Here is a 22,079-nt window from a genome sequence, read left to right as displayed (position 1 = left end):
AGTTCGGAACGGGGCGCGGATCAGCGCGAAGCAAGGCGGTCGATGGCGGCGGCATAGCCTCGATGGCCATGCTCGAGCGTGCGTGCCACCCGTCCGGTGGTGGTCACGCTGACCCCGGTGCGCTCGTGGATCTCACGGTACGGCACACCCTGCTGCAGCAGCGGCACCACCTTCCAGCGGTCGGCCATCGCTTCCAGTTCGGCCGGGGTGCACAGGTCGCGAAGGAAGGCCTCGACCTGCTCAGGCTCGCACAGGGTGGCAAAGGCCCGGGCCAGGGCTTGCAGGTCGGCCTTCGGGTCTTTGGCGGCAATGTCCGGGCGGGCTTTCACGGGGTCGTTTCCATGCATCAATGTAATAGCGCGTTAGTACATTAGCGCATTCTTGCACGGTGCGTCAAATCGAGGGTTGGGGGGATACGGCATGGCTGCGCCCTGCACCCGCAGAAACAAAAGCCAGTGCAACAGCAAAGGCCTGCATTCCGTGGGATGGCGGGGAGGGTCCGGTGGCAGGGGGCGCCGTAAACCCGTCCATGGGGGCTTGGTCGCGGCATCCATGCCGCTCACACCCCTGCCACCGGACCCTCCCCGCCTTCGACAGTTGGCTGCGATCTGGCGGATCTCGCTGGAAAGCTGATCGGAACCGGCTTTTATCGAGTCGAGCCATGCTCGACTGCTCTTTCCCATAAACGCAGAACGCCCACCAAAGGTGGGCGTTCTACTTTGAAATCAATACGCTGGCGACGCTCAGGGCTGGCAGTGGACCTTCGCCTGCAGCGCACCGCGCCGCAGGCATTCGCCGAACAGGCTGCCCTGTCGGCTGGGATGAGACTGCAGGTTCTGCAGCCTCCCTGCCCCGCGCGGGCACGTCCGCGTGGCCAGGGCCTGCAGATCCTGCTCAAGCTGCGCCCGGTCGATCACATGGCAGCGATCAACCACCAGCTGGTACTGGGCCGGGCCGATCCGGGTGCTGCGCAGCGCCGGATCACTCTGGCAACCCGCCAGCAGGAGCAGCGTCAGCGCCCCTGCGGCAGCACGCTTCACGCCATGACCCGCGACTGCTCCAACTCCACCTGCAGGGTGCTGGCAAGCTCGTCGCGGGAAACTTCGAACTGCTGCTCGCGCAGCAGGTCCTTCACCGCCACCACGCCGCGCGCCAGTTCATCTTCGCCAGCCAGCACCACGAAACGGATGCCCGCCTTGGCGGCGTACTGGAACTGCTTGCCGATCTTCTTCGGCTCCATCTGCACTTCAGTGTTGATGCCACCGGCGCGCAGGCGGCGCGCGATGTCCAGCGACTGCGGCATACCCTGCTCGTCCATCAGCGCCACCAGCGCCTGCACGCTGCTGGCTTCGATGCCGTCGATCAGGCCCGCTTCGCGCAGCTGCCAGAACAGGCGCGACAGGCCGATGGAAATGCCCACGCCCGGCAGCTTCGACTTGCTGTAGTGGCTGGCCAGGTCTTCGTAGCGGCCGCCCGAGCAGATCGAGCCGATCTGCGGGTGATCGGTCAGCGTGGTCTCGTAGACGGTGCCGGTGTAGTAGTCCAGGCCGCGCGCGATGGAGAAGTTCAGGCAGTACGCGGTTTCCGGCACGCCCAGCGCCTGCACCAGCTGCAGCACTTCGCGCAGCTCGGCAACACCGGCACGCAGGATCTCCGAAGAACCGGCGTCGGCTTCAAGCGTGGCCAGGTGCGCCAGCGCATCGGCATGACCCTGCGAACGCACGGCCACGAATGCCAGGATCTTCTCGACCTGCTCGGCCGGAATCTCGAAGCCCTCGCCCACCAGCGTTTCGCGCACGTAATCGGCACCGCGCTTGTCCAGCTTGTCCACTTCGCGCAGTACCGCCAGCTGGCGCTCGCCTTCGGCCACGCCCAGGCTTTCGAAGAAGCCGCGCATCAGCTTGCGGTTGTTCAGCTGGATGCTGAAGTCACCGATGCGCAGTTCCGAGAACACCGCGTGGATGACCGCCAGCACTTCGGCGTCGTAACGCACGCTCAGGCTGTCCTTGCCGATCACGTCGATGTCGCACTGGTAGAACTCGCGGAAACGGCCGCGCTGGGCACGCTCGCCACGGTACACGCGCTGCATCTGGTAACGGCGGAACGGGAAGGTCAGTTCGTGTTCGTGCTCGGCCACGTAGCGCGCCAGCGGCACGGTCAGGTCGAAGCGCAGCGCCATTTCCGGCAGCGAACGATCACCCGATTCGGCGGCGTTGGCCAGCGCACCGGTGGACTGCACGAAATACACCTGGCGCTCGGTCTCGCCACCGGACTTGGTCAGCAGCACGTCGGACAGCTCGAACACCGGCGTCTCCACCGGCAGGAACCCGAAGCGCTCGTAGTTGCGGCGGATGACATCCAGCATGCGCTGGAACGCAATCTGCTCGCGCGGCAGCAGTTCAAGGGTGCCGGGCGGGGTACGGGGCTTGATCACGGGCGGAACTCCTGCTGGAACGGGACGTGGGAGGGGGCGACATTCTAGCGCCCCCGCCTCCGGCAAGGTCGAACGGCCGCTTGAAGTATCATAAGGCCCTCCCCGCCCGCGATACGCCCCCGCAACATGTCCCGGCCTTCCGGCGCTCCGCCCGCCACCAACGATCCCGCCTCGCCGTCCTGCGCCACGCTGGACTGCCTGCACTGCTCGGTTCGCCACCTTGCGGTGTGCTCGGCGCTGTCGCCCGATGAAGTGCAGGCGCTGGAACAGGTCACCGTATCGCAGCAGGTCAGCATGGGCAGCACGCTGGCCCGCACCGGTGAAGAGCGCGACCATGTCTATACATTGACCGGCGGCGCACTGCGCCTGGTGCGCACCCTGGCCGACGGCCGCCGCCAGATCAACGGCTTCGTGCTGCCCGGCGACTACCTGGGCCTGAGCGGCAGCGACCACCACCGCTACGACATCGAGGCCATCGCCGACAGCCGGGTATGCCGCGTTGCGCTGCCACAGATGAAGGCGTTGCGCAGCCGCTTCCCGCACCTGGAGCGCAAGCTGCTGCAGCGCGCCTGCCAGGAACTGGATGCCGCACAGGATGCTGCGCTGGCACTCGCACGCCTGCAGCCTGCCGAAAAACTGGCCGATTTCCTGCTGCGCCTGGCTGCACGCGAGGCCAAGCTGGGTGGCGACGGCCTGCGTGTGTCGCTGCCAATGGGCCGCGGCGACATCGCCGACCACCTGGGCCTGACCATGGAAACGGTCAGCCGCACCTTCACCAAGCTGCGCCAGCAGGGGCTGATCGCCCTGCCCCACCTGAACGTGGTGGAGATCCTCGACGAGGACGGGCTGCGCACGCTGGCCGGTGAAGGGTTGATCTGACCGCATCGCGGTTGGTGGGGTTGCCGGCCAGCGGCCGGCACTACCCGTGTTGCGCGAAGGGCATTGTAGAGTCGAGCCATGCTCGACTCATCGCGCCGTGCGCGAACAGCAGCCGAGCATGGCTCGGCTCTACATGGGAGCCAACACCTCACGCAACGCCGCGTAATCGGCGGCCAACGGTTCGGCGTGCGCCGGCCGCTGCAACAACACATCCAATGCAGGCGGCACGGCCACGGGTTCGCCGATCAACGGTTCGACCACAGCCTCGAACTTGGCCGGATGGGCGGTAGCCACCACCGCCCAGTCACCCTTGGCACCACGCGCGCGCAGATCCTGCAGCACCTTCACCGCCGTCGCCGTGTGCGGGCAGAACAGTTCGCCGCGGCTCGCATACGCTGCGGCAATCGTGGCGCGGATGGTCACGTCGTCCACCGCGAACGCACGGAACGCAGCGCGCAGCTCGGCATCATCTCCGTGGTAAGCCCAGCGCAGGCGTTCGAAGTTGCTTGGCGCCCCTACGTCCATTGCATTGGCCACGGTGGCCACACTGGCCTGCGGCTGGTAGTCGCCGCCGCTGAAGTACGCTGGCAGTACCGCATTGGCATTGGTGGCCAGCACGATCTGTCCGATCGGCACACCCAGCGCACGCGCCAGCACCGCAGCCATTGCGTTGCCAAGGTTGCCGGTCGGCACCACCAGGTTGAGCCGGCGACGGGTTTCAGCATGATGGGTCAGTGCCGCATGCGCGTAATAACTCATCTGCGGCAGCAGGCGGCCCAGGCTGATGCTGTTGGCCGAGCTCAGCGGCACCTGTGCCTGTAGTTCGCGGTCAGCCAGCGCCTGCTTGACCATGGCCTGGCAGTCGTCGAAAGCACCGGCCACGCGCAGCGCCTGGATGTTGTCGCCGAAACAACCGAGCTGGTGCGCCTGGCGCGGTGACACGCGGCCATCCGGATACAGCACCACCACGCGCACGCCCGGCTGGCGATGGAACGCCGCCGCCACTGCAGCACCGGTATCGCCGGAGGTGGCGACAACAATGCTCAGGTCGCGGTCCTTGCCGGCCTGCAGCCGCGACAGCGTTCCGGCCAGGAAGCGCGCACCGATATCCTTGAACGCCGCCGTCGGCCCATGGAACAGCTCCAGCACATGGTCACCGCCGCCCAGTGGACGCAGCGGCACCGGAAAGTCAAACGCCTCGCGGCAGATCGATGGCAGCGCTGCCTCCAGAGCATCACCTGCGAAGAACGGTGCCAGCAGATCGGCGGCGGTATCGGCCAGCGTTGCGCCGGCCTGCAGCTCACGTGGCGCCGGCAGCACCTGCGGAACATACAGCCCACCATCGGGCGCCAATCCTGCAGCGATCGCCGCACTGAGGCCGACGGCCGGGGACTGGCCGCGGGTCGAAACAAATTGCATGGGTTGGGTATCCAGTAAAGGGGAAGGATTCAGCACAAGCGGGCTCCCGGTGCATCCAGCGGCGACACCCAGGCATCGCTGTCGAAACCGGCGGCGGCGAATGCCGCCTGCACCGGTGCGGCAGCGGCGCGGGCCTGGTCGGCGTCCTCGAACCAGGCGAACACGCTGGGGCCAGCGCCCGAAATGCCCGCGCCCATCGCATGCGCAGACAGCGCCGCATCGCGTGCGGCCTCGAAGCCCGCAATCAGGCCGGCGCGGCGAGGCTCCACCAGCACATCACGCAGGCCCGCGCGGACCAGCGCGGCGTCGCTGCGATGGCAGCCACTGAGTACCAGCGCAAGGTTCGCACTCTGTGCCACGAATTCACCCAGCGCATAGCTGCCCTGCAGCGCCTGGCGTGCGCGGCGTGTTTCCAGGACCGCGTGCGGATGCACCAGCAGGCTGTGCCAGGTAGCCGGTACCGGAATCGGCAGCAGGCGGTCGGCCGTGCACAGTGCAAGCCCGCCCAGCAGCAATGGCCCCACGTTGTCACCGTGACGGCCACCACTGGCCACCGCCTCGCCATCCAGCGCAAATGGATACAGAGCCTCGCGCGTCAGCGGCGCATCCAGCAGTGCATTGGCGGCGACCAGCGCAGCGACGCACGACGCTGCCGAACCGCCCATGCCGGAGCCGAACGGAATGCCCTTGTCGATCTCCACCGCGAATCCGAAGTCCAGGGCCAGCCCTGCGCGAAGCGACATCAGCGCAGCACCTGCGGTGTTTCCAGCCGCATCCAGTGGCAGCTCGACCGCACTGCCACGTATCGCATCGATGCGCACCACCGGTTCATCGATGCGGCGCACGCTCACGGTATCGCCAACACCGGCGATGGCATGACCAAGAATGTCGAAGCCCACCGCCACGTTGGCCACCGAGGCAGGCGCGAACGCACGTGCGATCACAGGCGCGCTCCTTCGCCGGCGGCCACCCGCAGCAGGTCGGCGAACACGCCCGCGGCGGTCACTTCCGGTCCGGCGCCGGGCCCCTGCACCACCAGCGGGTTGTCGCAGTATCGACGGGTGCGGAACTGCACCACGTTGTCGGTCAGCCGCAGGTTGGCGAAGGCGTGATCGGCGGGCAGTTCCTGCAGGCCCACCGAGGCGCCGTCGGCACCCAGCTGCGCCACGTAGCGCAGCACCGCGCCACGCGCCCGCGCGTCCTGCAGGCGCTGAAGCAGGCTGGCATCGGACTCGCCCAGCCGCGCCATGAAGTCATCCACGCTGCCGTCGCGCAGCAGCGCCGGCACCAGGCTTTCCACCTGTACCTGTTCCAGGCTGAGTGCGTGGCCGGCCTCGCGCGCCAGGATCACCAGCTTGCGCGCCACGTCCACACCGGACAGATCATCACGCGGGTCCGGTTCGGTGTAGCCCATCGACCGCGCCTGCGCCACCAACTGCGAGAACGGCTGGCTGCCGTCGAAGCGGTTGAACAGCCAGGCCAGCGTGCCGGAGAAGATGCCCTCGATCGCCAGCACTTCATCACCGGTATCAACCAGGTCACGCAGCGTGGTGATCACCGGCAGGCCTGCACCCACCGTAGCCTCGTAGCGGAAGCGTGCGCCACTTGCCGCCGCCGCGGCGCGGATGCGCTGGTAGCGCGGCAGCGGCCCGGCCCCGGCCTGCTTGTTCGGGGTGACCACATGGATGCCGGCCGCCAGCCAGCCCTCGTAGCGCTCGGCCACCTCGGCGCTGCCGCTGCAGTCGATCACCACCGCATGCGGCAGGTGCGCGGCCAGCAGGTGTTCGGTGAAGCGATCCAGATCGCTGCACTCGCCGGCGTCCTGCAGAGCCTCCCGCCAGTCGGCGTGCAGGCCGTCCACTTCCAACCGCATGCGCGAGCGTGAGGCCAGTGCACGCAGGCGCAGGTCGACATTGGCCTTGGCCAGCAGCTGCGGGCGGGCCGCCAGCAGCTGGTCCAGCAGTGCGGCACCGACATTGCCCGGCCCGATCACACCCACCGCGAAGGTCTGAGGCGACAGCCAGAAACCGGCATGCGCCGCGCGCAGCGCGCGGGTGGCATCGGCGCTGTCCACCGCGACCGAGATGTTGCGTTCGGACGAGCCCTGTGCGATCGCCAGGATGTTCACCTGCGCACGCCCCAGTGCCTCGAACAGGCGTGCGGCCACACCGGGCTGGCCGGCCATGCCGTCACCGACCGCCGCCAGTACGCTGACGCCCTCACTGACCTGCACGCGCTGCACCTGACCGACCGACAACTCGTGCGCGAACGCGTGCAGCAGCGCCTCGCGGCCACGCGCCGCCTCAGCAGCACGCACCACGCAGCAGATCGAATGCTCCGACGAACCCTGCGAGATCATCACCACCGACACCTGTGCCTGGCGCAGGGCCGCGAACACGCGCTCGGCCGTACCGGGTACACCGATCAGGCCGGTGCCTTCCAGGTTCAGCAGGGCCAGCCCGGGGCTCAGGGTCAGGCCCTTCACTGGCCCGCGCGGCGAGCGCTCGGCACTGATGCGCGTACCCGGATGTGCCGGCTGGAACGTGTTGCGGATGAAGATCGGCAGGCCCAGGCGGATCGCCGGCGACATCGTCTGCGGATGCACCACCTTGGCACCGAAGTAGGCCAGTTCGCAGGCTTCGTCGTAGCTCAGCGATTCCAGCTGCACGGCTTCAGGCACCAGCCGCGGGTCGGCCGACAGCACGCCGTCAACATCGGTCCAGATGTGCAGTTCATCGGCGTTGAACAGCGCGGCGAAGATCGCGCCGGAGTAATCGCTGCCGTTGCGGCCGAGGGTGGTGATACGGTCATCGCGATCACGCGCGACGAATCCGGTGGCAACCAGGCGCGATTGCGGGTGCTGCAGACGCCACTTGGCCAGGCGGTCGGCACTGGCTTCCCAGTCGACATCCACGCCCAGTTCACCGTGCCCGACCACCAGCACATCACGCGCATCGAGCACCGCACACTCTTCGCCCAACGCCCGCAGGTGGGTGCCAAGCAGCTGCGCGGAGAACACTTCGCCCAGGCCCTGCACGCGGTCCAGGACCTCGCGCGGCAGTTCACCGATCACCGCCAGCGCGGCCAGCACTTCGGCCAGCTGATCAAAGCGGGCGTCGATCCATTCGACCGTCTCGCCCACCTGCTCGCCCAACAGCGCCACGGCAGCGCCGCGATGTCGCGCGCGCAGCGCATGCCAGGCTTCACGCCAGCTTTCATCACCCTTGGCCGCCAGTTGGGCCAGCTCGATCAGCGCGTCGGTCACGCCCTTCATCGCCGAGACGACAGTGACCTGCAGCGATTCGGGACGGGCCAGCAGCAGGCCGGCAACATGGCGGTAACGTTCGGCATCGGCCACCGAGGTGCCACCGAACTTGTGCACGACAATGGACGGTGCAGCCAGGTCGTCCGGGGCAACGGGATGAGCGGGGGCGTGGGAAGACATGCAGACCTCGGTAGGAGGCCCCGTCGCATGCAGGTGTCGAGTTTCCCCGCCACCTGTATGGTGCGGGGCCGTGGTTTTCGGGAGTTACACGAAGACGACGGGCCGCACCAGGGCAGTGGTGACGGTGGTGGTGGTAATGGTGGTGGTGGCGACCGGCGCAGTCGAACGGCCCGCGGTGGCGGGGGCGATCAGGCTGGCGTGGGCGGCATCAAGAACCATGGCGTACAGAAAACACTGCGCGCCGGGCGGCTGTCAAGTGCTGCGATGCAAAAAACCATTGCGGCGATCATCGGCCAACGTGGGGGCATTTGGTTGCATCTGAGACCAAGCCGGCATCAGCACCCATGACTTCCGCATTCAGCCGGCATGTTCGGCGATCGCCCGCGGTGTGCGGTGGGCATGCGCACACAGCATCACGCCGGCTACCAGGAACACGATTGCCAGCGCCTCCAGCAGCGTCGGCCAGCGCTGCTGCCAGGCGAAGGCATACAGCAGCGCGAACAAAGTCTCGAACACGATCATCTGGCCAGTCAGGGTCAGCGGCAGCAGGCGGCTGGCGCGGTTCCAGAATGCGTTGCCGAGGATCGAGGCCACCACTGCCACACCGGCGCTGATCGCCCAGAAACCACTCCACTGTGCCGCTGTGTGCCCGCCGGTGTGACCGATGAAGGCCATCGGCACCAGCAGCAGGGCCAGGCCGCCAGTCGTCACGCCGGTCAGCAGCGACCAGTCGTGGCTGGACAGATCCGGTCGGCGCGCCAGCCAGCGGCTGTTGCCGATCGAGTACAACGCCCATGAGAACAGCGCGCCAAACGCACACAGCAGGCCAATCAGACGCTGCCGCCACGGGGTTGCCAGGTGCTCGGACATCAGTGCTTCCCAGCCAACCAGTCCCACGCCGAGCACGCACAGGCCCAGCGCCGGCAGCAGCTGCCTCAGCGGCACCGCCCCCTGCTCGCGCACGCCAACCAGAGTGACCACCACCGGAATCAGGCCGACAATCAAGGACGCTGCCGCGCCACCGGCCCACTGCACCGCCGTGGCCAGCAACAGGAAATACACCAGGTTCCCGGCCAGGCTCAGCCACAGCAGGCCGATCCATTCGGCGCGGCCCAGCCGCGGCGCCAGCCGCTTCCATCGCGGCAGCAGCAGGGCTACGGCGATCAGGCCGTAGACCAGATAACGACCGGCCGACAGTTGCAGGGCGTTGAACGACTGCAGCACGGCGGGCGCGAGGAAAACCACGCCCCACAGTGCGCCGGCGGCAACGCCATTGGCGATGCCCAGGGCCATCGGGTTGTTGCGCATTCGGGTTCTTCGGGGGAGAGAACGGGCCGCGCAGTGTAAGCGCTGGCCGGTGGGCGCTCTTGACCGAGGCTACTGCCTTGTCACCTCTGTAGGGCCGAGCCCATGCTCGGCTGCGATTCGCCCTTGTGCAGATAAGGGCAGCCGAGCGTGGGCTCGGCTCTACAGATCAGCCGGCGCTCCTGCGCCACGCGGCCGGGGTCTGGCCACACTCGCGGCGCAGCGCACGGGTCAGTGCGCTCTGCTCGGAATAGCCTGCGGCCAGCGCGATATCGCTGATCGGCGCCGTGCTGGTGCGCAACCGATGCTTGGCCCAGCGCAACCGGCACGCACTGAGCCAGGCTTGCGGGCTGAGCCCGAACTCCTGCTGGAACAGCGCGTGCAACCGGCTCTCGCTGACCCCGACGAACGCAGCCATGCGCGCCACCGGCCACGCACGCCCGGGGTCGGCCTGCACCGCCGCACACAGGCCCTGCATGCGCGCGCCACTGCCAGCAGGTGCAAATACCTGCAGCAACTGCGGCAGCAGCGCCGGCATCGGCTGCCCTGCCTGCACCTCGGCCAGGCGCCGACGCAATGCCAGCGGCAGATGCAGCCAGCGCTGCCGGCACAGATGCTCCTGCGTGCCGTCATCGAGCACGCCCGGAGGACAGTCAACGATCACGAACCCATTGGGACCGTCAGCCATCTGGTCATGCGCTTCGCCGGCAGCAACGAAAGCTCCCTGCAGCAGGTCCAGCCGACCGCCGCGCCCCTCCATCTCGAACTGCAGCTCACCCTGCAGCGGCAGCACCCACTGCGCGTAGTCATGGCGGTCCAGGCCAGTGGCCTGCCCGTAGTGCCGCAGATGGAAGATGGCGCCCATCCGCGCAGTGTGCGCGTGTAACAACGGCCGTGCAAACCGCTGCTATAGTCGATCCGTCATCCAACGCAGGGAGTGCAGGACATGACCCATCAGCAGGTGTCCCCGGTGCTCGCCACCAGCCTCGGCCTGATGCTCGCAGCTTCGGCCTCCGCACAGGAGCGTACGCCACCGGCTCCGCACTGCATGGACGCTGTCGGCGTACAGGAAGTGGAGCAGGCTTCACCGCGCTCGATCGCACTGCGCGCCGCCTCCGGCCAGGCCTATCGGATCGACTTCAACGAAGATTGCCCCGGCGTCCGCGGTGCCACCTCGTTGAAACTGGAAGCCCCCGCCGGCTGGGCCTGCGGCCGCCCCAGCGAACGCGTCGTGGTCGACGGCCGCCGATGCGCCATCAGCGCGGTCACCCCGCTGCAGGATCGTGACTACGCCAGTGTCGCCCGCGACAGCGACCGCCTGCGCACGGCCACCCTGCCCGCCGTGACCATCCGCGAACGCAAGGAGGTACGCCGCAGCTTCGGCGGCTCACCGTCCTACTGCTTTGCCACGCGCAACGTGCGCGCCTGGTCCTCCGACCCGCAGGGCATGCTGGTGGAGACCAATCCGCACCGAAATGGTGGCCATCGCTACTACCGGGTCGAACTCGGCAGCCACTGCCGCCAGCTCGACCGCGCGCCGCAGCTGAGCTTCCACTCGGGCCTGCAGAATGGCTTGATCTGCGGCAATCCTGGCGATCGGATCATGGCTGCAGAGTTCGAGACAGACGATCTGCGCAGTGAGAGCATCGCCCCGCTGCCGCAGTACACCCGCGGCAGCTGCACGATCCAGGCGGTCTACCCGGCCTCCAGCCAGGCGTCGAACTAACCGTCGACGCCGAGGAAGGTGAACGGTGCGCTGGGCACGAAGTGGCCCAGTGCATCGCCAGCGAAGGTATTGCGCTGGTCCGGGCCGAGATCGAGCTTGAGTACCTTGCCGCCGAAATCGACCTTGTTCAGATCGACCCAGAAGGTGTTCGGGGTCAGCGCCGATTCGAAGAAGTACAGCCGCCGCTTGTGGTCAGCCACGGTGCGCCAGCGTGTGGATGAGATGTTCGGCTCGCCCGGCGTGGTGATGCCGTACGGCACCGAGGTGTTGCGGATCACGCTGAACACACTGGCCAGCGCCACCACCGGATCCTCGGCCTTGGGAATGGCGTTGATGTAGAACGAGGCGCGCGCGAAGCGGTCAGCGGAGCGGTTGGTACCCGGCAGCATCACCGTGCCGCCGATCTGCTGCCAGTAACTGTTGAGGGCCAGCTGCTGCTCGAAGATCGGCGAGTTGGTCATCACCTGATAGCGCCGGTCATGGTGGATCACCTGGCGACCGCCGATGTACTCAACGATGGCGCTGTCGCCGCTGGCATCTGACAGCGACAGGTGCAGCGTCGCCTGTCGATCTTCGCCGGGCACCCTGTCGGTGACGATCGCGTACGGCTCGCGTTTCAACGCGGTGACCGCCTCTTCCACGGTGGCGAAGTTGTCCAGCACATACTGCGCCCACAGCGAGATGGCCAGGCCCGGCTTGTTGCCTCGCTGCTGCGGATACTCCGACTCGACCAGCCACAGCAGGTTGGCCACCAGGCCCTTTTCGTTCATGCCATCGGTGGTCGATACGTCGTAGCCGGTGGCCACCACCGAACCGTAGCGCGCGGTCCACGCCAGCGACTTCGGGCCAGCCTGGCCGCTGCGTGCGATACCGCGCGGCAGCACGTAGAGATTGGTCGCCACATCGACCTTCCAGTCCATCGAGCGCGCGGTGATCACATCGCCGTTGTCGCCCAGGTACACCGCACGCGTGCAGGCCAGCGCTGGTGCTGCGGCGGCGGCCAGTGCGACCGCAAGCAGTGCCTTTTCCTTCCACTTCATCCGTGCCATGTCGTTGCGCTCCTTTCCCCTTGATCCATGGATATGACCCCATGCAGGGTGACACAGCGGTGAAGCCTCAGCGGACCGCGCGATCGTGCAGCCAGAAACCTGCAAGCATCGCCGGCACGAACCACAGCGCCTCGCGCGATCCCACCGCCAGCCCGGCGATGGCAGGGCCCGGGCAATAGCCTGCCCAGCCCCAGCCGATGCCGAACAACGCCGCGCCCAGCACCAGGCGCAGATCGACACCGCGCGCAGCGGGCAATTGGAAGCGCGTTGCGCAGGACGGACGCGCGCGCCGCAGCACCCAGCGCTGGCCAACCGCGCTGACCAGCAGTGCAGAGGCCAGCACCCAGGCCAAGGTGGGATCGAAATCGCCGGCGATGTCGAGGAAACCGAGGATGCGGCGCGGATCGGTCATGCCGGCCAACGCCAGGCCTGCGCCGAAAAGCGCGCCTGCCGCACCGGCGGCCACCATCGCGCGGCTCATGCCAAGCCTCCGCCGTGACGGATCAGGAACGTGGTCAGCATCGCGCAGGCCATGAACACCAGCACCGCCAGCAGCGACCGCTTTGAGCCGCGGGCCAGGCCGCAGACCCCGTGACCACTGGTGCAGCCATTGCCCAACCGCGTACCGAAGCCGACCAGCAGGCCGGCACCGACCAGCTGCCACGCCGGCAAGGCATCACGCAGCAGGGCGCGGGGCGCTTGCCCTGGCGCGGCCTGCCACCACAGCACCAACCCTGCAGCAGCCAGCAGGCCAAGCAGGAACGCCCAGCGCCAACCTCGCTCACCTGGCGCGGCACGCACACTGCCAGCAGCGATGCCACTGATGCCGGCCACCCGGCCCGTGGTTGCCAGCAGCACCACCGCCGCCGCACCGATCACCGCGCCCCCCGCCACCGCGGCCCACGGCAGGGTCATGACCTGCCTCCGCCCATTCCGTACATTCGCTTGCCTTTTGATTTAGCTTTTTCTAAATTAGCTTTTTCTAAATCCACAGGTCAACCATGGCCCGCCCCCCGCTCGACAGCGCCGCCATGGCCGAGCACGCCTCGCAGGCTGCAGCCCTGCTCAAGAGCCTGGCCCATCCTGCGCGGCTGCGCGTGCTATGCCGCCTGGTCGAAGGTGAGGCGCCGGTGCCGGAACTGCAGGCACTGACCGGACTCAGCGCATCAGCGCTGTCACAGCATCTGGCGGTGCTGCGCGAACTGGACATCGTCGCGACCCGGCGCGAAGCGCAGGCGATCCACTACCGCGTGATTGAAGGGCCCGCACTGGGCGTGCTGCAGGCGCTGCATGCCGCCTACTGCGGCGGCACCTCGCGTTGACGCTCAGCCGGCGTGCAGGACTGGCTGCACGACGTTGTCGAGCAGATCCACCGGCGTCGGCGCGGAACGATCACCCTGGAGGGCACGGGTAAAACCCGACCAGTCGCTGGATGACAGCTGGCGCAGCAGCGCCTCTTCCACCGGCAACGCGCGCATCGACCAGTACGGAAACTGACGCTGGCCGAGGCGGCCACGCGCCAGCTCGATGATGTCGACATGGCTGCCGGCCTGCAGGATGCGCTCATAGACCGAATCGATACCGTCCGGCGGCCCCTCGATGTACTGCAGGAATCGCCCGCCGTCATGCAGCAGCACACCGGTCACGCCCGCCATCTTGTTGAAGCGGGCTGCATCGTCGACCAGCGCCCGCAACCGTTCAGCGGAAAGATCCGGCAGCGCCTGGCTGACATAGGCGATGGCACGCAGTGGCATGGTGCTTCCTTGACAGGATGTACACCCACGGTAGCAGTTGCGGACGAGTCCGTCTCAACACCCGCGGGCGTTTCCTGAAGAATTCAGGTTGCTGCTGCAGGCAGCCCCTCGACGCGCCTCGGCAGCAGGGCTTCGAAGACCACCTGCCCGGCCTCGTTGCGCGCGGCGATACGCCCCCCATGCGCGCGCACGAACTGATCGACGATGTACAGACCCAGCCCCAGGCCCTTGCTCTGGTGGAAGCTGGCCTTGAACGGCTCGAACAACCGCGGCAGCAGCGCGTCGTCGATCCGGCCGGCGTTGCTTACACGCAACAGCACGCTGCGGGGGTCGCGCCCGTCCACCTCCACCCTCGCCTCGCTGCCGTGAGTCAGCGCATTACCGACCAGATTGGCGGCAACCTGGCCGAGACGGTCCAGATCGCCCTGCAGCCGCGTATCACCGTGCATGTCCAGATGGATCCGGCCTGCCCCATGCGCACTGCCCGCCTCAGCCACCACCGCGCGGGTCACGTCGGCCAGGTCGCAGGCACTGGCCTGCAGGCGCAGGCCGCCGCTGCGGATCCGCGAGAAGTCCAGCAACTGCTCGACCATGCGTGCCATGCGCAGGGTGCTGGCCTCCAGGTACTGCAGCGTCTGCTGCGCGCCAGTGTTGTCTTCGGGAAGATCCAGCGCCAGCTTGTCGGCACACAGCAGGATGGCCGACAGCGGCGTACGCAGGTCGTGGGTCAGCACCGCTGCCATCGTCTCGTTGAGCTTGAGCGCACGCTCCAGCGCCTCGTTGCGCGCCTTCAGCAGCTGCCGCTGCTGGTACAGCTCGATGAAGACATTGACCTTGCTCAGGATTACCTGCGGCGCCACCGGCTTGTGCAGGAAATCGACCGCGCCGCTCTCGTAGCCCTTGAACACGCGCAGGGGATCATCCGGGGAGGCGGTCAGGAAGATGATCGGCACGTCGCGGCTGCGATGCGAACCGCGCATCAGTTCGGCCAGGGTGAAGCCATCGATCTCCGGCATGTGCACGTCAAGCAGGGCCAATGCCACCTCGTGCTCGAGCAGCAGCTCCAGCGCCTGCGCACCCGAGCCGGCCAGCAGCAGGTTGACCCCTTCGCGCTGCAGCAGGGCCTGCATGGCTACCAGGTTCTGCGGCACGTCATCGACGATCAGCAGGTTGACCGGGGTCTGCGGCTGCGCAGGGTCCGGTGGCAACAGGTTCATGCAAACAACTCCTTCAGGCGGCGACACATCAGTTCAAGGGGCAGCACGGCATCGGCGCCGGCGTACTGCAGGGCGGAGGCCGGCATCATCGATGCCTCGGCCTCCTCGGGACATTGCAGCCAGGCACGGCCACCGGCGGCGCGCACCGCAGCCACGCCTTCACTGCCATCGCTGCTGGCACCGGTCAGCAGCAGGGCCAATACCTGCCCGCCGAACACTGCAGCAGCGGAGTCGAACAGTGGATCGATGGCCGGACGGGAAAACAGCACCGGCGCATCCACCGACAACGCCACCGATCCCTCGTCCTCCACCAGCAGGTGGTAATCCGGCGGCGCGAACGTCACCGTGCCCGGCTGCAACGGCTGCTTGTCTTCGGCTTCGCGCACCGGCAACGCGCAGTACGGCGCCAGCACCTCGGCGATGCGGCTGGTACGGTCACGCGGCAGGTGCAGCACGGCCAGTACCGGTACCGGCAGCGTACCCGGCAGTGCACCAAGTACCGCCTGCAGGGCGGCCACGCCACCGGCGGACGCGCCGATCACCAGCACGGCTGGACGCGCCGGCGACGCCATCAGGCCACCTTCCGGTACAGGCGATGCTCGCGCGAACAGACATCGAAGGCGTCATGGTGGCACCCGAACTGCAGCGACTCCTTGCTGCCCAGGCCAAGGAAGCCACGGTGCACCAGCGCTTCGCGGAACAGGCCGACGGCGCGGTCCTGCAGATCGCGGTTGAAATAGATCAGCACGTTGCGGCACGACACCAGGTGCACTTCGGAGAACACGGTATCGGTAGCCAGGCTGTGGTCGGCGAACACCACGTTGCGACGCAGCTGGCGGTCGAACACCGCACCATCGTAGGCGGTGGCGTAGTAGTCGGACAGCGACGCCGTGCCGCCGGCGGCCAGGTAGTTGCGGCTGAACTGGGCCATCCGGTCGATGCCATAGGCGCCCGCCTCGGCGGTGGCCAGCGCCGCCGGATTGATGTCGGTGGCATAGACGATGCTGCGATCAAGCAGGCCCTCTTCGTGCAGCAGGATCGCCAGCGACCACACTTCCTCACCGGTGCTGCAACCGGCCACCCACAACTTCACCGAGGGATAGGTACGCAGTACCGGCACCACCTGCTCACGCAGCTCACGGAAGTACGCGGGGTCACGGAACATCTCCGAGACCTGCACGGTGAAGAACTGCATGGCCTGGGCGAACAGTTCCGGCTCGTGCAGCAGCCGGTACTGCAGGTCGACCAGCCGTTCGCACTCGTAGCGCTGCATCGCCTGGCGCATGCGCCGGCGCAGCGATGACACCGCATAGCTGCGGAAATCGTAGTGGTAACGCTGGTACAGCGCCTCCAGCAGGACCTTCAGTTCCAGGTCGAACAGGGCCTGTTCGTTCATTGCCGCGAGCACCAGACCCGGCACAGCGAGACCAGCTTGTCGACGTCGATGGGCTTGGCGATGTAGTCGTTGGCACCGGCCTGCAGGCAGCGCTCACGATCATCGGGCATCGCCTTGGCAGTCAACGCGATGATCGGCAGGTCCTGCAGGTGACGCTGCGCGCGGATCTCGCGCATCGCGGCCAGGCCATCCTTCTCCGGCATCATGATGTCCATCAGCACCAGGTCGACGTCGCGCTCGGCCAGGCGATCCACCGCTTCCTGGCCGTTGCGCGCGATCTCCAGCGTCACGCCCAGCGGCTCGAGCACGCTGGACAGCGCGAAGATGTTGCGCACGTCATCCTCGGCCAGCAGCACGGTGCGTCCATCGAGCACGGTGTCACGGCGGCGTGCCTCGCGCAGCAGGCGCTGCTGGTCGGTCGGCAGGCTGGCCTCCACGCTGTGCAGGAACAGGGTCACTTCATCCAGCAGGCGCTCGGGCGAACGGGCGCCCTTGATGATGATGCTCTTTGAATAGCGGCGCAGGCGCTGCTCTTCCTCGCGGCCGAGCGCGCGACCGGTATAGACGATCACCGGCGGGAAGCCGACGTCATCGTTGCCGGCCATGTGCTCGAGCAGGTCGTAGCCGCTGCCGTCGGGCAGCGACAGGTCCATCACCATGCAGTCGAACGTGACCGTGCTGAGCTGCTCCAGCGCACCGGCCAGAGTGCCCACCGCGACAATCTGCAGCTGATCACGGCCCAGCAGCAGTTCCAGGTTGTGGCGCAGCTCACTGTCGTCCTCGACGATCAGCAGACGCCGCACGTCGCGCTGGCTGGTCTGCTCCAGCTGCTCGATGGCCGACACCAGACGCTCGCGCGTGGTCGGCTTGATCGCGAAACCAATCGCGCCCAGCTCGCGCGCCACCTGGCTGCGGTCCATCGCCGAGACCACGTGCACCGGGATATGCCGGGTATCGGGGTTACGCTTCAGCCGCTCCAGCACGCTCAGGCCGGACACGTCCGGCAAGCCGATATCGAGCAGGATGCCGTTCGGGCGCAGTTCGCTGGCCAGGGTCAGCGCCTCTTCGGCGGTTCCGGCCACCACGCAGTCAAAGTCCAGTTCATGGGCCAGGGCCACCAGCGCTTCGGCGAACGTGGCATCGTCCTCAACGGCCAGGATCAAGCGGCCAGCGCGTTGGCGACGACCGCGGTCATCGGCCACGCTGGGCACCGTCGTGGTCGGCGCCACCGCAGCCGTTGCAGGTACCGGCATCGCCGGCACAGCGGCCATGGCCGGCGCCGCCACGGGCGCCACGGAGTTGTCAGTGGCGTTCGATGCGGGCGCACCCTGCAACGGCAGTTCCAGGATGAAGCAGCTGCCGCGGCCCGGTTCACTGTCGACCTGGATGCTGCCGCCCATGCGCTCGGCCAGATCGCGCGAGATCGACAGCCCCAGGCCGGTGCCACCGTAGCGGCGGCGGGTGCTGCCATCGGCCTGGCGGAATGCCTCGAAGATGACCTGCAGCTGCTCTCGGGCAATGCCGATACCGCTGTCGCAGACCTCGAACCGGATGCGGCCCTGGCCGCCCGCACGCACGTGCAGGCTGACCTTTCCATGCTCGGTGAACTTCACCGCATTGGCCAGCAGGTTCTTCAGGATCTGCTGCAGACGCTGGCTGTCGACCACCAGCTGGCTGGGGGCCAGCGCATCGGCCTCGATCTGAAGGGCCAGGCCCTTCTGCCGCGCCATCGGCTCGAAGGTCTCGCGCAGGCGCTGCAGCACGCTGTCCGTCACCACCACTTCATCGGCCAGCTCGACGTGGCCGGCCTCGATGCGCGACAGGTCCAGGATGTCGTTGATCAACGCCAGCAGGTCGTTGTTGGACGAAAGGATCGCGCGCGCATACTTCACCTGTTCTTCGGTGAGCGTGCCGTCCTTGTTGTCGGCCAGCAGCTTGGCCAGGATCAGCGAGCTGTTCAGCGGCGTACGCAGTTCATGCGACATGTTGGCCAGGAACTCGGACTTGTAGCGCGAGGTGGCGGCCAGTTCGTTGCTGTTGCGCACCAGCTGGCTCTGCGCGACCAGCAGCGCCTGCTTCTGCGCCTCCAGCTCGTGGGTGCGCTCTTCCAGCTGGACGTTGCTCTGTTCCAGCTCGGCCTGCTGTTCTTCCAGATGGCTCTGCGACTGCAGCAGGCTGCGGCTCTGCTCTTCCAGTTCCTCATTGGCCACGCGCAGCTCTTCCTGCTGGGCCTGCAGCTCCTCGCCCTGGCGCTGGGATTCCTCCAGCAGCACCACCAACTGTGCACGCAGCAGTGATGCGCGCAGCGCCATGCCGATGGTCTCTGCACAGCGCTCCAGCAGCTCGACATCGAGTCGATCCTGTTCGCCGGCGCGGGTGCGTCCCAGTTCAACGATGCCCACGACCGCACCATCGCTGCTGATCGGCGCCAGGATGCGCTCGCGCACCGGCAAGCGCCCCAGGCTGGTCTGCAGCTCAAGCACCGAATCGTCACCCCCGTGCAGGTGGCGGATGCGTTCGTCCCGCGCCACCTGCCCGGCCACGCCCTCCTGCAATGCCAGCGACGCCGGCATGCCGGACGGCAATGCCAGGCCACCGGTCAGCTGCAGTCGCCCCCCTTCCAGGCGGTAGACGGCGGCGACATCCGCCTGCAGCTGGGCCCCCAGGCTGGTTGCCGCGGCCTCGGCGATCTGCTCGGGACCGAGGTCGCCGCGTAGGCTCATCGCCACCGCGTTTTCGGCCTCCTGCAGCCACAACGCCCGCATTGCATCCCGGCGTGCCTGGATCGCGCGGGAAACGATCAGCGCGATCATCAGGAACGCACAGCCGCCGATGCTTCGGTTGACCAGCGAGAACGCCGAATTCGAGCTGGCCGGGGCGATGTTGAACCCGATGACCAGCAGGACGCAGGCGAGCACAGCCACGATGAACGGCGCGCGTGCACTACGCTGGAACACCGTGACGCCCACCGCCAGGAAATAGGCGAGCCAGACGGCATAGCCCAGTGGAACCACCAGCTCCAGGGCGATGGTCGCCCCCAGCAGCACGGCGGAGGTCATCCAGATCCAGCGGTCACGCGTGGTCGCACCAGGACGCATGCAGGTCGGTTCCAGCAAATAAAGGTGGGAGATGGTACCCCGTGTCGTATTCAGCCGCACAGTACGAATGGCACGTGCCATGCCTCTACACACTCTTCACACTGCACTGCCTAGCTTCACGTCCCTCCCAGGGGTAATGCTCATTTCCACGTGGACGCTGCCGCCTCTACGACGTCCGTGCTGACGGACACTTCCCGCCAACTGCGACTGCTGATCGACAGCGTGCGCGACCATGCGCTGTACCTGCTTGATCCTGATGGCATGGTCTGCAGCTGGAACCCGGGCGCGGAGCGCATCAAGGGCTATTCAGCCGATGAAGTGATAGGCACGCACTTTGGCCGTTTCTATCTGGCTGCCGATCGTGAGGCAGGTGAACCGCAGCGCCTGCTCCGCCATGCAGCTCAACATGGCCACGTTGCCAGTGAAGGGTGGCGGGTACGTCGCGATGGCTCCTCGTTCCGTGCCAGCGTGGTCATCGAGCCGGTCGTCGAGGCAGGCGAGCTGCTCGGCTTCGTCAAGATCACCCGCGACATCACCGAGCAGTGGCAGGCACAACGACTGCTGCGCGACGCCCAGCGTGCGCTGCGCAACACCCAGCAGTTCGAAACCGTCGGCCGCCTCAGCCGCGGCCTTTCACACGAATTCAACAACCTGCTGACCACCATCGGCAACGCGCTGGACCTGCTCTCACTGCGTGTAAGCGGTGACGATGCGCGTGCCGCCGAGCTGCTGGATGCTGCACAGGCAGCCACCGACCGCGGCGCGCTGTTGACCCGCCAGTTGCTGGCGTTCAGCACCGGCCAGACGCTGATCCGCGAGCCACTGGACATCAATGCCCTGGTACTGCAAGGGCTGCCGGACCTGCAGCGCGCCTGTCCGCCTGCGGTGCTGCTGGAGCTACGGCTCACACCCGGCCTGCCCCTGGTGAACACCGATGCGATGCAGTTGCAGGCTGCGCTGGCCAACCTGGTGGCCAATGCCGCCGATGCCACCCTCGAAGGCGGCCGCATCCTGATCGGCACCGCATTGGAGCATCGGCTCGACCCGGATGCGGACTCCACGCTGCAACGGGGCTATGTCACGCTCAGCGTCTGCGATGATGGCCACGGAATGGCGGCCGACATCGCCGAACGGGCCACCGAGCCCTTCTTCACCACCAAGGACATCGGCAAGGGCAGCGGCCTGGGCCTGAGCCAGGTGTTCGGATTCACTACCCAGAGCGGCGGCTTCGTCGACGTGTCCACCACGCCCGGTGTCGGCACCACGGTCAGCCTGCTGCTCCCCGCAATGGAGGACCCTGCCGATGACCGATGACCCGATCCGCGTATTGATGGTGGAAGACCAGACCGATCTGCGTGAAATGATCGGCCTGGCCCTGCGCGACCTTGGCATCGATGTGGCCACGACCGCTGACGCGCATGAGGCCGCCGCCCTGCTGAAGGGGGAGGCACGTTTCGACGTAGTGTTCAGCGACGTCAGCATGCCCAACGGCATGTCCGGCATCGAGCTGAGCGAGCATGTGGCGCGCGAACAACCGCAGGCGCGGATGATCCTGTCGTCCGGCTATGCCCGTTCGCAGCTGCCGCCGCTGCCGGAACAGGTGGAGTTCCTGCCCAAGCCGTATCGGCTGCGCCAGCTGGTGCAGCTGCTGAAGCAAGCGTAAGCCACGGCGCCCCGGCAGCAAGCCCCTGCGGTCATCCCTTCATCGCCCCCCGCTGGAACGACGCCAGCAGCGTGGAGGCCGCCGCGGCCGGCGCCAGCCGACCACGTGCGAGTGACCAGGTGATGCCGTAGAAACAGGTCCAGTAGAAGTCCGCGAGCCACACTGCGGTGAAACCGACGTTGAACTCTCCGGCCGCCTGACCACGCAGGAAAAACGCCTCGAAGCGCTCGCCGATGGGCGCCCAGCGCTCCGGCAGCAGATGCAGGTCGCCCTGGCGCTGCTGCTCTTCCATCATCCGCGCGAACAGCAGCGTCACCAGTTCCCAGTCCGCCAGCAGCGTGGCGGTGACCCGCTCCAGCACGTGGCGTGCATCACCGCCCTCGTCGAACCAGACCGCCGCCGCTTCCAGACGCTCGAAGCCTGCGGCGAACAGTGCTTCGTCTATCGCTTCACGTGTCGGTGCAAATCGATATAGCGTGGCCCGGCTGATGCCTGCCCCCTGCGCCAGTTCGCTGAGCGTGCAGCGGGGATGGCTGACCAGGGTGGCTGCCAGGGCGTGGTGCAGGTCGCGGCGGGTGCGTGCTGCGGCAGGTCGCATGAAAACGCCGAGGTATGGGTTCGCCCTCACGCTAGCATGAATCATCAATTAATAAACTGAATCGTGGGTGATTCATCCGAATCACCATTGCGCTAA

At 67.2% G+C, this 22,079-nt stretch carries 23 protein-coding genes; 5 read left to right on the top strand and 18 right to left on the bottom strand.

Features of this window, described 5'->3' with window-relative positions:
- Window positions 1-20 precede the first annotated feature (20 nt).
- From GOC52_RS09285 to hisS, 3 genes are all read right to left on the bottom strand, one after another.
- Entirely contained in the window at window positions 21-329 is a 309-nt protein-coding gene (locus GOC52_RS09285; protein WP_043397209.1) for a YerC/YecD family TrpR-related protein, read from the bottom strand.
- Window positions 330-743: 414 nt separating this feature from the next.
- Entirely contained in the window at window positions 744-1,040 is a 297-nt protein-coding gene (locus GOC52_RS09280) for a hypothetical protein (protein ID WP_043397206.1), read from the bottom strand.
- On the bottom strand, window positions 1,037-2,434 hold the full coding sequence (gene hisS, locus GOC52_RS09275) for a histidine--tRNA ligase (RefSeq protein WP_191851219.1): 1,398 nt from the start codon (window positions 2,432-2,434) through the stop codon (window positions 1,037-1,039). Before hisS ends, GOC52_RS09280 begins: the two co-directional genes overlap by 4 nt.
- 126 nt (window positions 2,435-2,560) lie before the next feature.
- Here hisS and GOC52_RS09270 point away from each other — a divergent pair, with 126 nt between their 5' ends.
- Window positions 2,561-3,313 carry a Crp/Fnr family transcriptional regulator gene (locus tag GOC52_RS09270; RefSeq protein WP_043397202.1) on the top strand — a complete coding sequence of 251 codons (753 nt, stop codon included), beginning with the start codon at window positions 2,561-2,563 and terminating at the stop codon, window positions 3,311-3,313.
- Between the two features lie 129 nt (window positions 3,314-3,442).
- Here GOC52_RS09270 and thrC read toward each other — a convergent pair whose 3' ends face one another.
- The 6 genes from thrC to GOC52_RS09245 form a co-directional block, all read right to left on the bottom strand.
- On the bottom strand, window positions 3,443-4,732 hold the full coding sequence (gene thrC / locus GOC52_RS09265; RefSeq protein WP_191851217.1) for a threonine synthase: 1,290 nt from the start codon (window positions 4,730-4,732) through the stop codon (window positions 3,443-3,445).
- Between the two features lie 29 nt (window positions 4,733-4,761).
- Entirely contained in the window at window positions 4,762-5,676 is a 915-nt protein-coding gene (locus tag GOC52_RS09260) for a homoserine kinase (protein ID WP_043397198.1), read from the bottom strand.
- Complete coding sequence (thrA, locus tag GOC52_RS09255; protein ID WP_043397196.1) at window positions 5,673-8,177, bottom strand: bifunctional aspartate kinase/homoserine dehydrogenase I; 2,505 nt, start codon at window positions 8,175-8,177, stop codon at window positions 5,673-5,675. The genes GOC52_RS09260 and thrA overlap by 4 nt, the downstream gene beginning before the upstream one ends.
- An 84-nt stretch (window positions 8,178-8,261) precedes the next feature.
- Window positions 8,262-8,396, bottom strand: coding sequence for a hypothetical protein (locus GOC52_RS20835; protein ID WP_005413160.1), 135 nt, complete (start codon window positions 8,394-8,396; stop codon window positions 8,262-8,264).
- Window positions 8,397-8,534: 138 nt separating this feature from the next.
- Entirely contained in the window at window positions 8,535-9,485 is a 951-nt protein-coding gene (locus tag GOC52_RS09250) for a DMT family transporter (protein ID WP_043397195.1), read from the bottom strand.
- Window positions 9,486-9,651: 166 nt separating this feature from the next.
- The gene (locus GOC52_RS09245; RefSeq protein ID WP_010482600.1) at window positions 9,652-10,347 is read right to left on the bottom strand and encodes a helix-turn-helix transcriptional regulator; all 696 of its coding nucleotides are present in this window, start codon (window positions 10,345-10,347) and stop codon (window positions 9,652-9,654) included.
- An 81-nt stretch (window positions 10,348-10,428) separates the two neighbouring features.
- Between GOC52_RS09245 and GOC52_RS09240 the strand changes: the two genes are divergently transcribed.
- On the top strand, window positions 10,429-11,208 hold the full coding sequence (locus tag GOC52_RS09240; RefSeq protein WP_043397193.1) for a DUF6491 family protein: 780 nt from the start codon (window positions 10,429-10,431) through the stop codon (window positions 11,206-11,208).
- On the opposite strand, the gene GOC52_RS09235 is transcribed toward GOC52_RS09240, so the two are convergent.
- The 3 genes from GOC52_RS09235 to GOC52_RS09225 form a co-directional block, all read right to left on the bottom strand.
- A complete protein-coding gene (locus GOC52_RS09235; RefSeq protein ID WP_043397191.1) occupies window positions 11,205-12,257 on the bottom strand; it encodes a linear amide C-N hydrolase in 1,053 nt (350 codons plus the stop codon). The genes GOC52_RS09240 and GOC52_RS09235 overlap by 4 nt on opposite strands.
- A 67-nt stretch (window positions 12,258-12,324) precedes the next feature.
- Complete coding sequence (locus GOC52_RS09230; RefSeq protein WP_043397189.1) at window positions 12,325-12,738, bottom strand: DUF6691 family protein; 414 nt, start codon at window positions 12,736-12,738, stop codon at window positions 12,325-12,327.
- A complete protein-coding gene (locus tag GOC52_RS09225) occupies window positions 12,735-13,172 on the bottom strand; it encodes a YeeE/YedE family protein (RefSeq protein WP_049436271.1) in 438 nt (145 codons plus the stop codon). Before GOC52_RS09225 ends, GOC52_RS09230 begins: the two co-directional genes overlap by 4 nt.
- Window positions 13,173-13,258: 86 nt before the next feature.
- Between GOC52_RS09225 and GOC52_RS09220 the strand changes: the two genes are divergently transcribed.
- Window positions 13,259-13,579 carry an ArsR/SmtB family transcription factor gene (locus GOC52_RS09220; protein WP_019338489.1) on the top strand — a complete coding sequence of 107 codons (321 nt, stop codon included), beginning with the start codon at window positions 13,259-13,261 and terminating at the stop codon, window positions 13,577-13,579.
- Between the two features lie 3 nt (window positions 13,580-13,582).
- On the opposite strand, the gene GOC52_RS09215 is transcribed toward GOC52_RS09220, so the two are convergent.
- From GOC52_RS09215 to GOC52_RS09195, 5 genes are all read right to left on the bottom strand, one after another.
- Window positions 13,583-14,011 carry a BLUF domain-containing protein gene (locus tag GOC52_RS09215; RefSeq protein WP_010482608.1) on the bottom strand — a complete coding sequence of 143 codons (429 nt, stop codon included), beginning with the start codon at window positions 14,009-14,011 and terminating at the stop codon, window positions 13,583-13,585.
- An 83-nt stretch (window positions 14,012-14,094) separates the two neighbouring features.
- Window positions 14,095-15,228, bottom strand: a complete 1,134-nt coding sequence (locus GOC52_RS09210; RefSeq protein ID WP_010482609.1) for a hybrid sensor histidine kinase/response regulator — start codon at window positions 15,226-15,228, stop codon at window positions 14,095-14,097.
- Entirely contained in the window at window positions 15,225-15,800 is a 576-nt protein-coding gene (locus GOC52_RS09205) for a chemotaxis protein CheB (protein WP_043397183.1), read from the bottom strand. Before GOC52_RS09205 ends, GOC52_RS09210 begins: the two co-directional genes overlap by 4 nt.
- Entirely contained in the window at window positions 15,800-16,624 is an 825-nt protein-coding gene (locus tag GOC52_RS09200) for a CheR family methyltransferase (RefSeq protein WP_010482611.1), read from the bottom strand. The genes GOC52_RS09205 and GOC52_RS09200 overlap by 1 nt, the downstream gene beginning before the upstream one ends.
- Window positions 16,621-19,722, bottom strand: coding sequence for a response regulator (locus tag GOC52_RS09195; protein ID WP_043397180.1), 3,102 nt, complete (start codon window positions 19,720-19,722; stop codon window positions 16,621-16,623). The genes GOC52_RS09200 and GOC52_RS09195 overlap by 4 nt, the downstream gene beginning before the upstream one ends.
- 150 nt (window positions 19,723-19,872) lie before the next feature.
- Here GOC52_RS09195 and GOC52_RS09190 point away from each other — a divergent pair, with 150 nt between their 5' ends.
- Complete coding sequence (locus GOC52_RS09190; protein ID WP_414614402.1) at window positions 19,873-21,036, top strand: two-component system sensor histidine kinase NtrB; 1,164 nt, start codon at window positions 19,873-19,875, stop codon at window positions 21,034-21,036.
- Window positions 21,026-21,385 carry a response regulator gene (locus GOC52_RS09185; protein WP_010482617.1) on the top strand — a complete coding sequence of 120 codons (360 nt, stop codon included), beginning with the start codon at window positions 21,026-21,028 and terminating at the stop codon, window positions 21,383-21,385. The genes GOC52_RS09190 and GOC52_RS09185 overlap by 11 nt, the downstream gene beginning before the upstream one ends.
- A gap of 31 nt (window positions 21,386-21,416) precedes the next feature.
- On the opposite strand, the gene GOC52_RS09180 is transcribed toward GOC52_RS09185, so the two are convergent.
- Window positions 21,417-21,983 carry a TetR/AcrR family transcriptional regulator gene (locus GOC52_RS09180; protein WP_010482618.1) on the bottom strand — a complete coding sequence of 189 codons (567 nt, stop codon included), beginning with the start codon at window positions 21,981-21,983 and terminating at the stop codon, window positions 21,417-21,419.
- Window positions 21,984-22,079 lie beyond the last annotated feature (96 nt).

Source organism: Stenotrophomonas sp. SXG-1 (assembly GCF_014083965.1).
GTDB classification, from domain to species: Bacteria; Pseudomonadota; Gammaproteobacteria; order Xanthomonadales; family Xanthomonadaceae; genus Stenotrophomonas; species Stenotrophomonas geniculata.
This window is presented reverse-complemented; position numbering and strand designations above follow the sequence as displayed.

Coding starts and splice junctions, on each gene's coding strand:
- GOC52_RS09270 (WP_043397202.1), top strand. CDS start 2,561: ATGTCCCGGCCTTCCGGCGCTCCGCCCGCCACCAACGATCCCGCCTCG.
- thrC (WP_191851217.1), bottom strand. CDS start 4,732: ATGCAATTTGTTTCGACCCGCGGCCAGTCCCCGGCCGTCGGCCTCAGT.
- thrA (WP_043397196.1), bottom strand. CDS start 8,177: ATGTCTTCCCACGCCCCCGCTCATCCCGTTGCCCCGGACGACCTGGCT.
- GOC52_RS20835 (WP_005413160.1), bottom strand. CDS start 8,396: ATGGTTCTTGATGCCGCCCACGCCAGCCTGATCGCCCCCGCCACCGCG.
- GOC52_RS09250 (WP_043397195.1), bottom strand. CDS start 9,485: ATGCGCAACAACCCGATGGCCCTGGGCATCGCCAATGGCGTTGCCGCC.
- GOC52_RS09245 (WP_010482600.1), bottom strand. CDS start 10,347: ATGGGCGCCATCTTCCATCTGCGGCACTACGGGCAGGCCACTGGCCTG.
- GOC52_RS09240 (WP_043397193.1), top strand. CDS start 10,429: ATGACCCATCAGCAGGTGTCCCCGGTGCTCGCCACCAGCCTCGGCCTG.
- GOC52_RS09235 (WP_043397191.1), bottom strand. CDS start 12,257: ATGGCACGGATGAAGTGGAAGGAAAAGGCACTGCTTGCGGTCGCACTG.
- GOC52_RS09230 (WP_043397189.1), bottom strand. CDS start 12,738: ATGAGCCGCGCGATGGTGGCCGCCGGTGCGGCAGGCGCGCTTTTCGGC.
- GOC52_RS09225 (WP_049436271.1), bottom strand. CDS start 13,172: ATGACCCTGCCGTGGGCCGCGGTGGCGGGGGGCGCGGTGATCGGTGCG.
- GOC52_RS09220 (WP_019338489.1), top strand. CDS start 13,259: ATGGCCCGCCCCCCGCTCGACAGCGCCGCCATGGCCGAGCACGCCTCG.
- GOC52_RS09215 (WP_010482608.1), bottom strand. CDS start 14,011: ATGCCACTGCGTGCCATCGCCTATGTCAGCCAGGCGCTGCCGGATCTT.
- GOC52_RS09210 (WP_010482609.1), bottom strand. CDS start 15,228: ATGAACCTGTTGCCACCGGACCCTGCGCAGCCGCAGACCCCGGTCAAC.
- GOC52_RS09205 (WP_043397183.1), bottom strand. CDS start 15,800: ATGGCGTCGCCGGCGCGTCCAGCCGTGCTGGTGATCGGCGCGTCCGCC.
- GOC52_RS09200 (WP_010482611.1), bottom strand. CDS start 16,624: ATGAACGAACAGGCCCTGTTCGACCTGGAACTGAAGGTCCTGCTGGAG.
- GOC52_RS09195 (WP_043397180.1), bottom strand. CDS start 19,722: ATGCGTCCTGGTGCGACCACGCGTGACCGCTGGATCTGGATGACCTCC.
- GOC52_RS09185 (WP_010482617.1), top strand. CDS start 21,026: ATGACCGATGACCCGATCCGCGTATTGATGGTGGAAGACCAGACCGAT.
- GOC52_RS09180 (WP_010482618.1), bottom strand. CDS start 21,983: ATGCGACCTGCCGCAGCACGCACCCGCCGCGACCTGCACCACGCCCTG.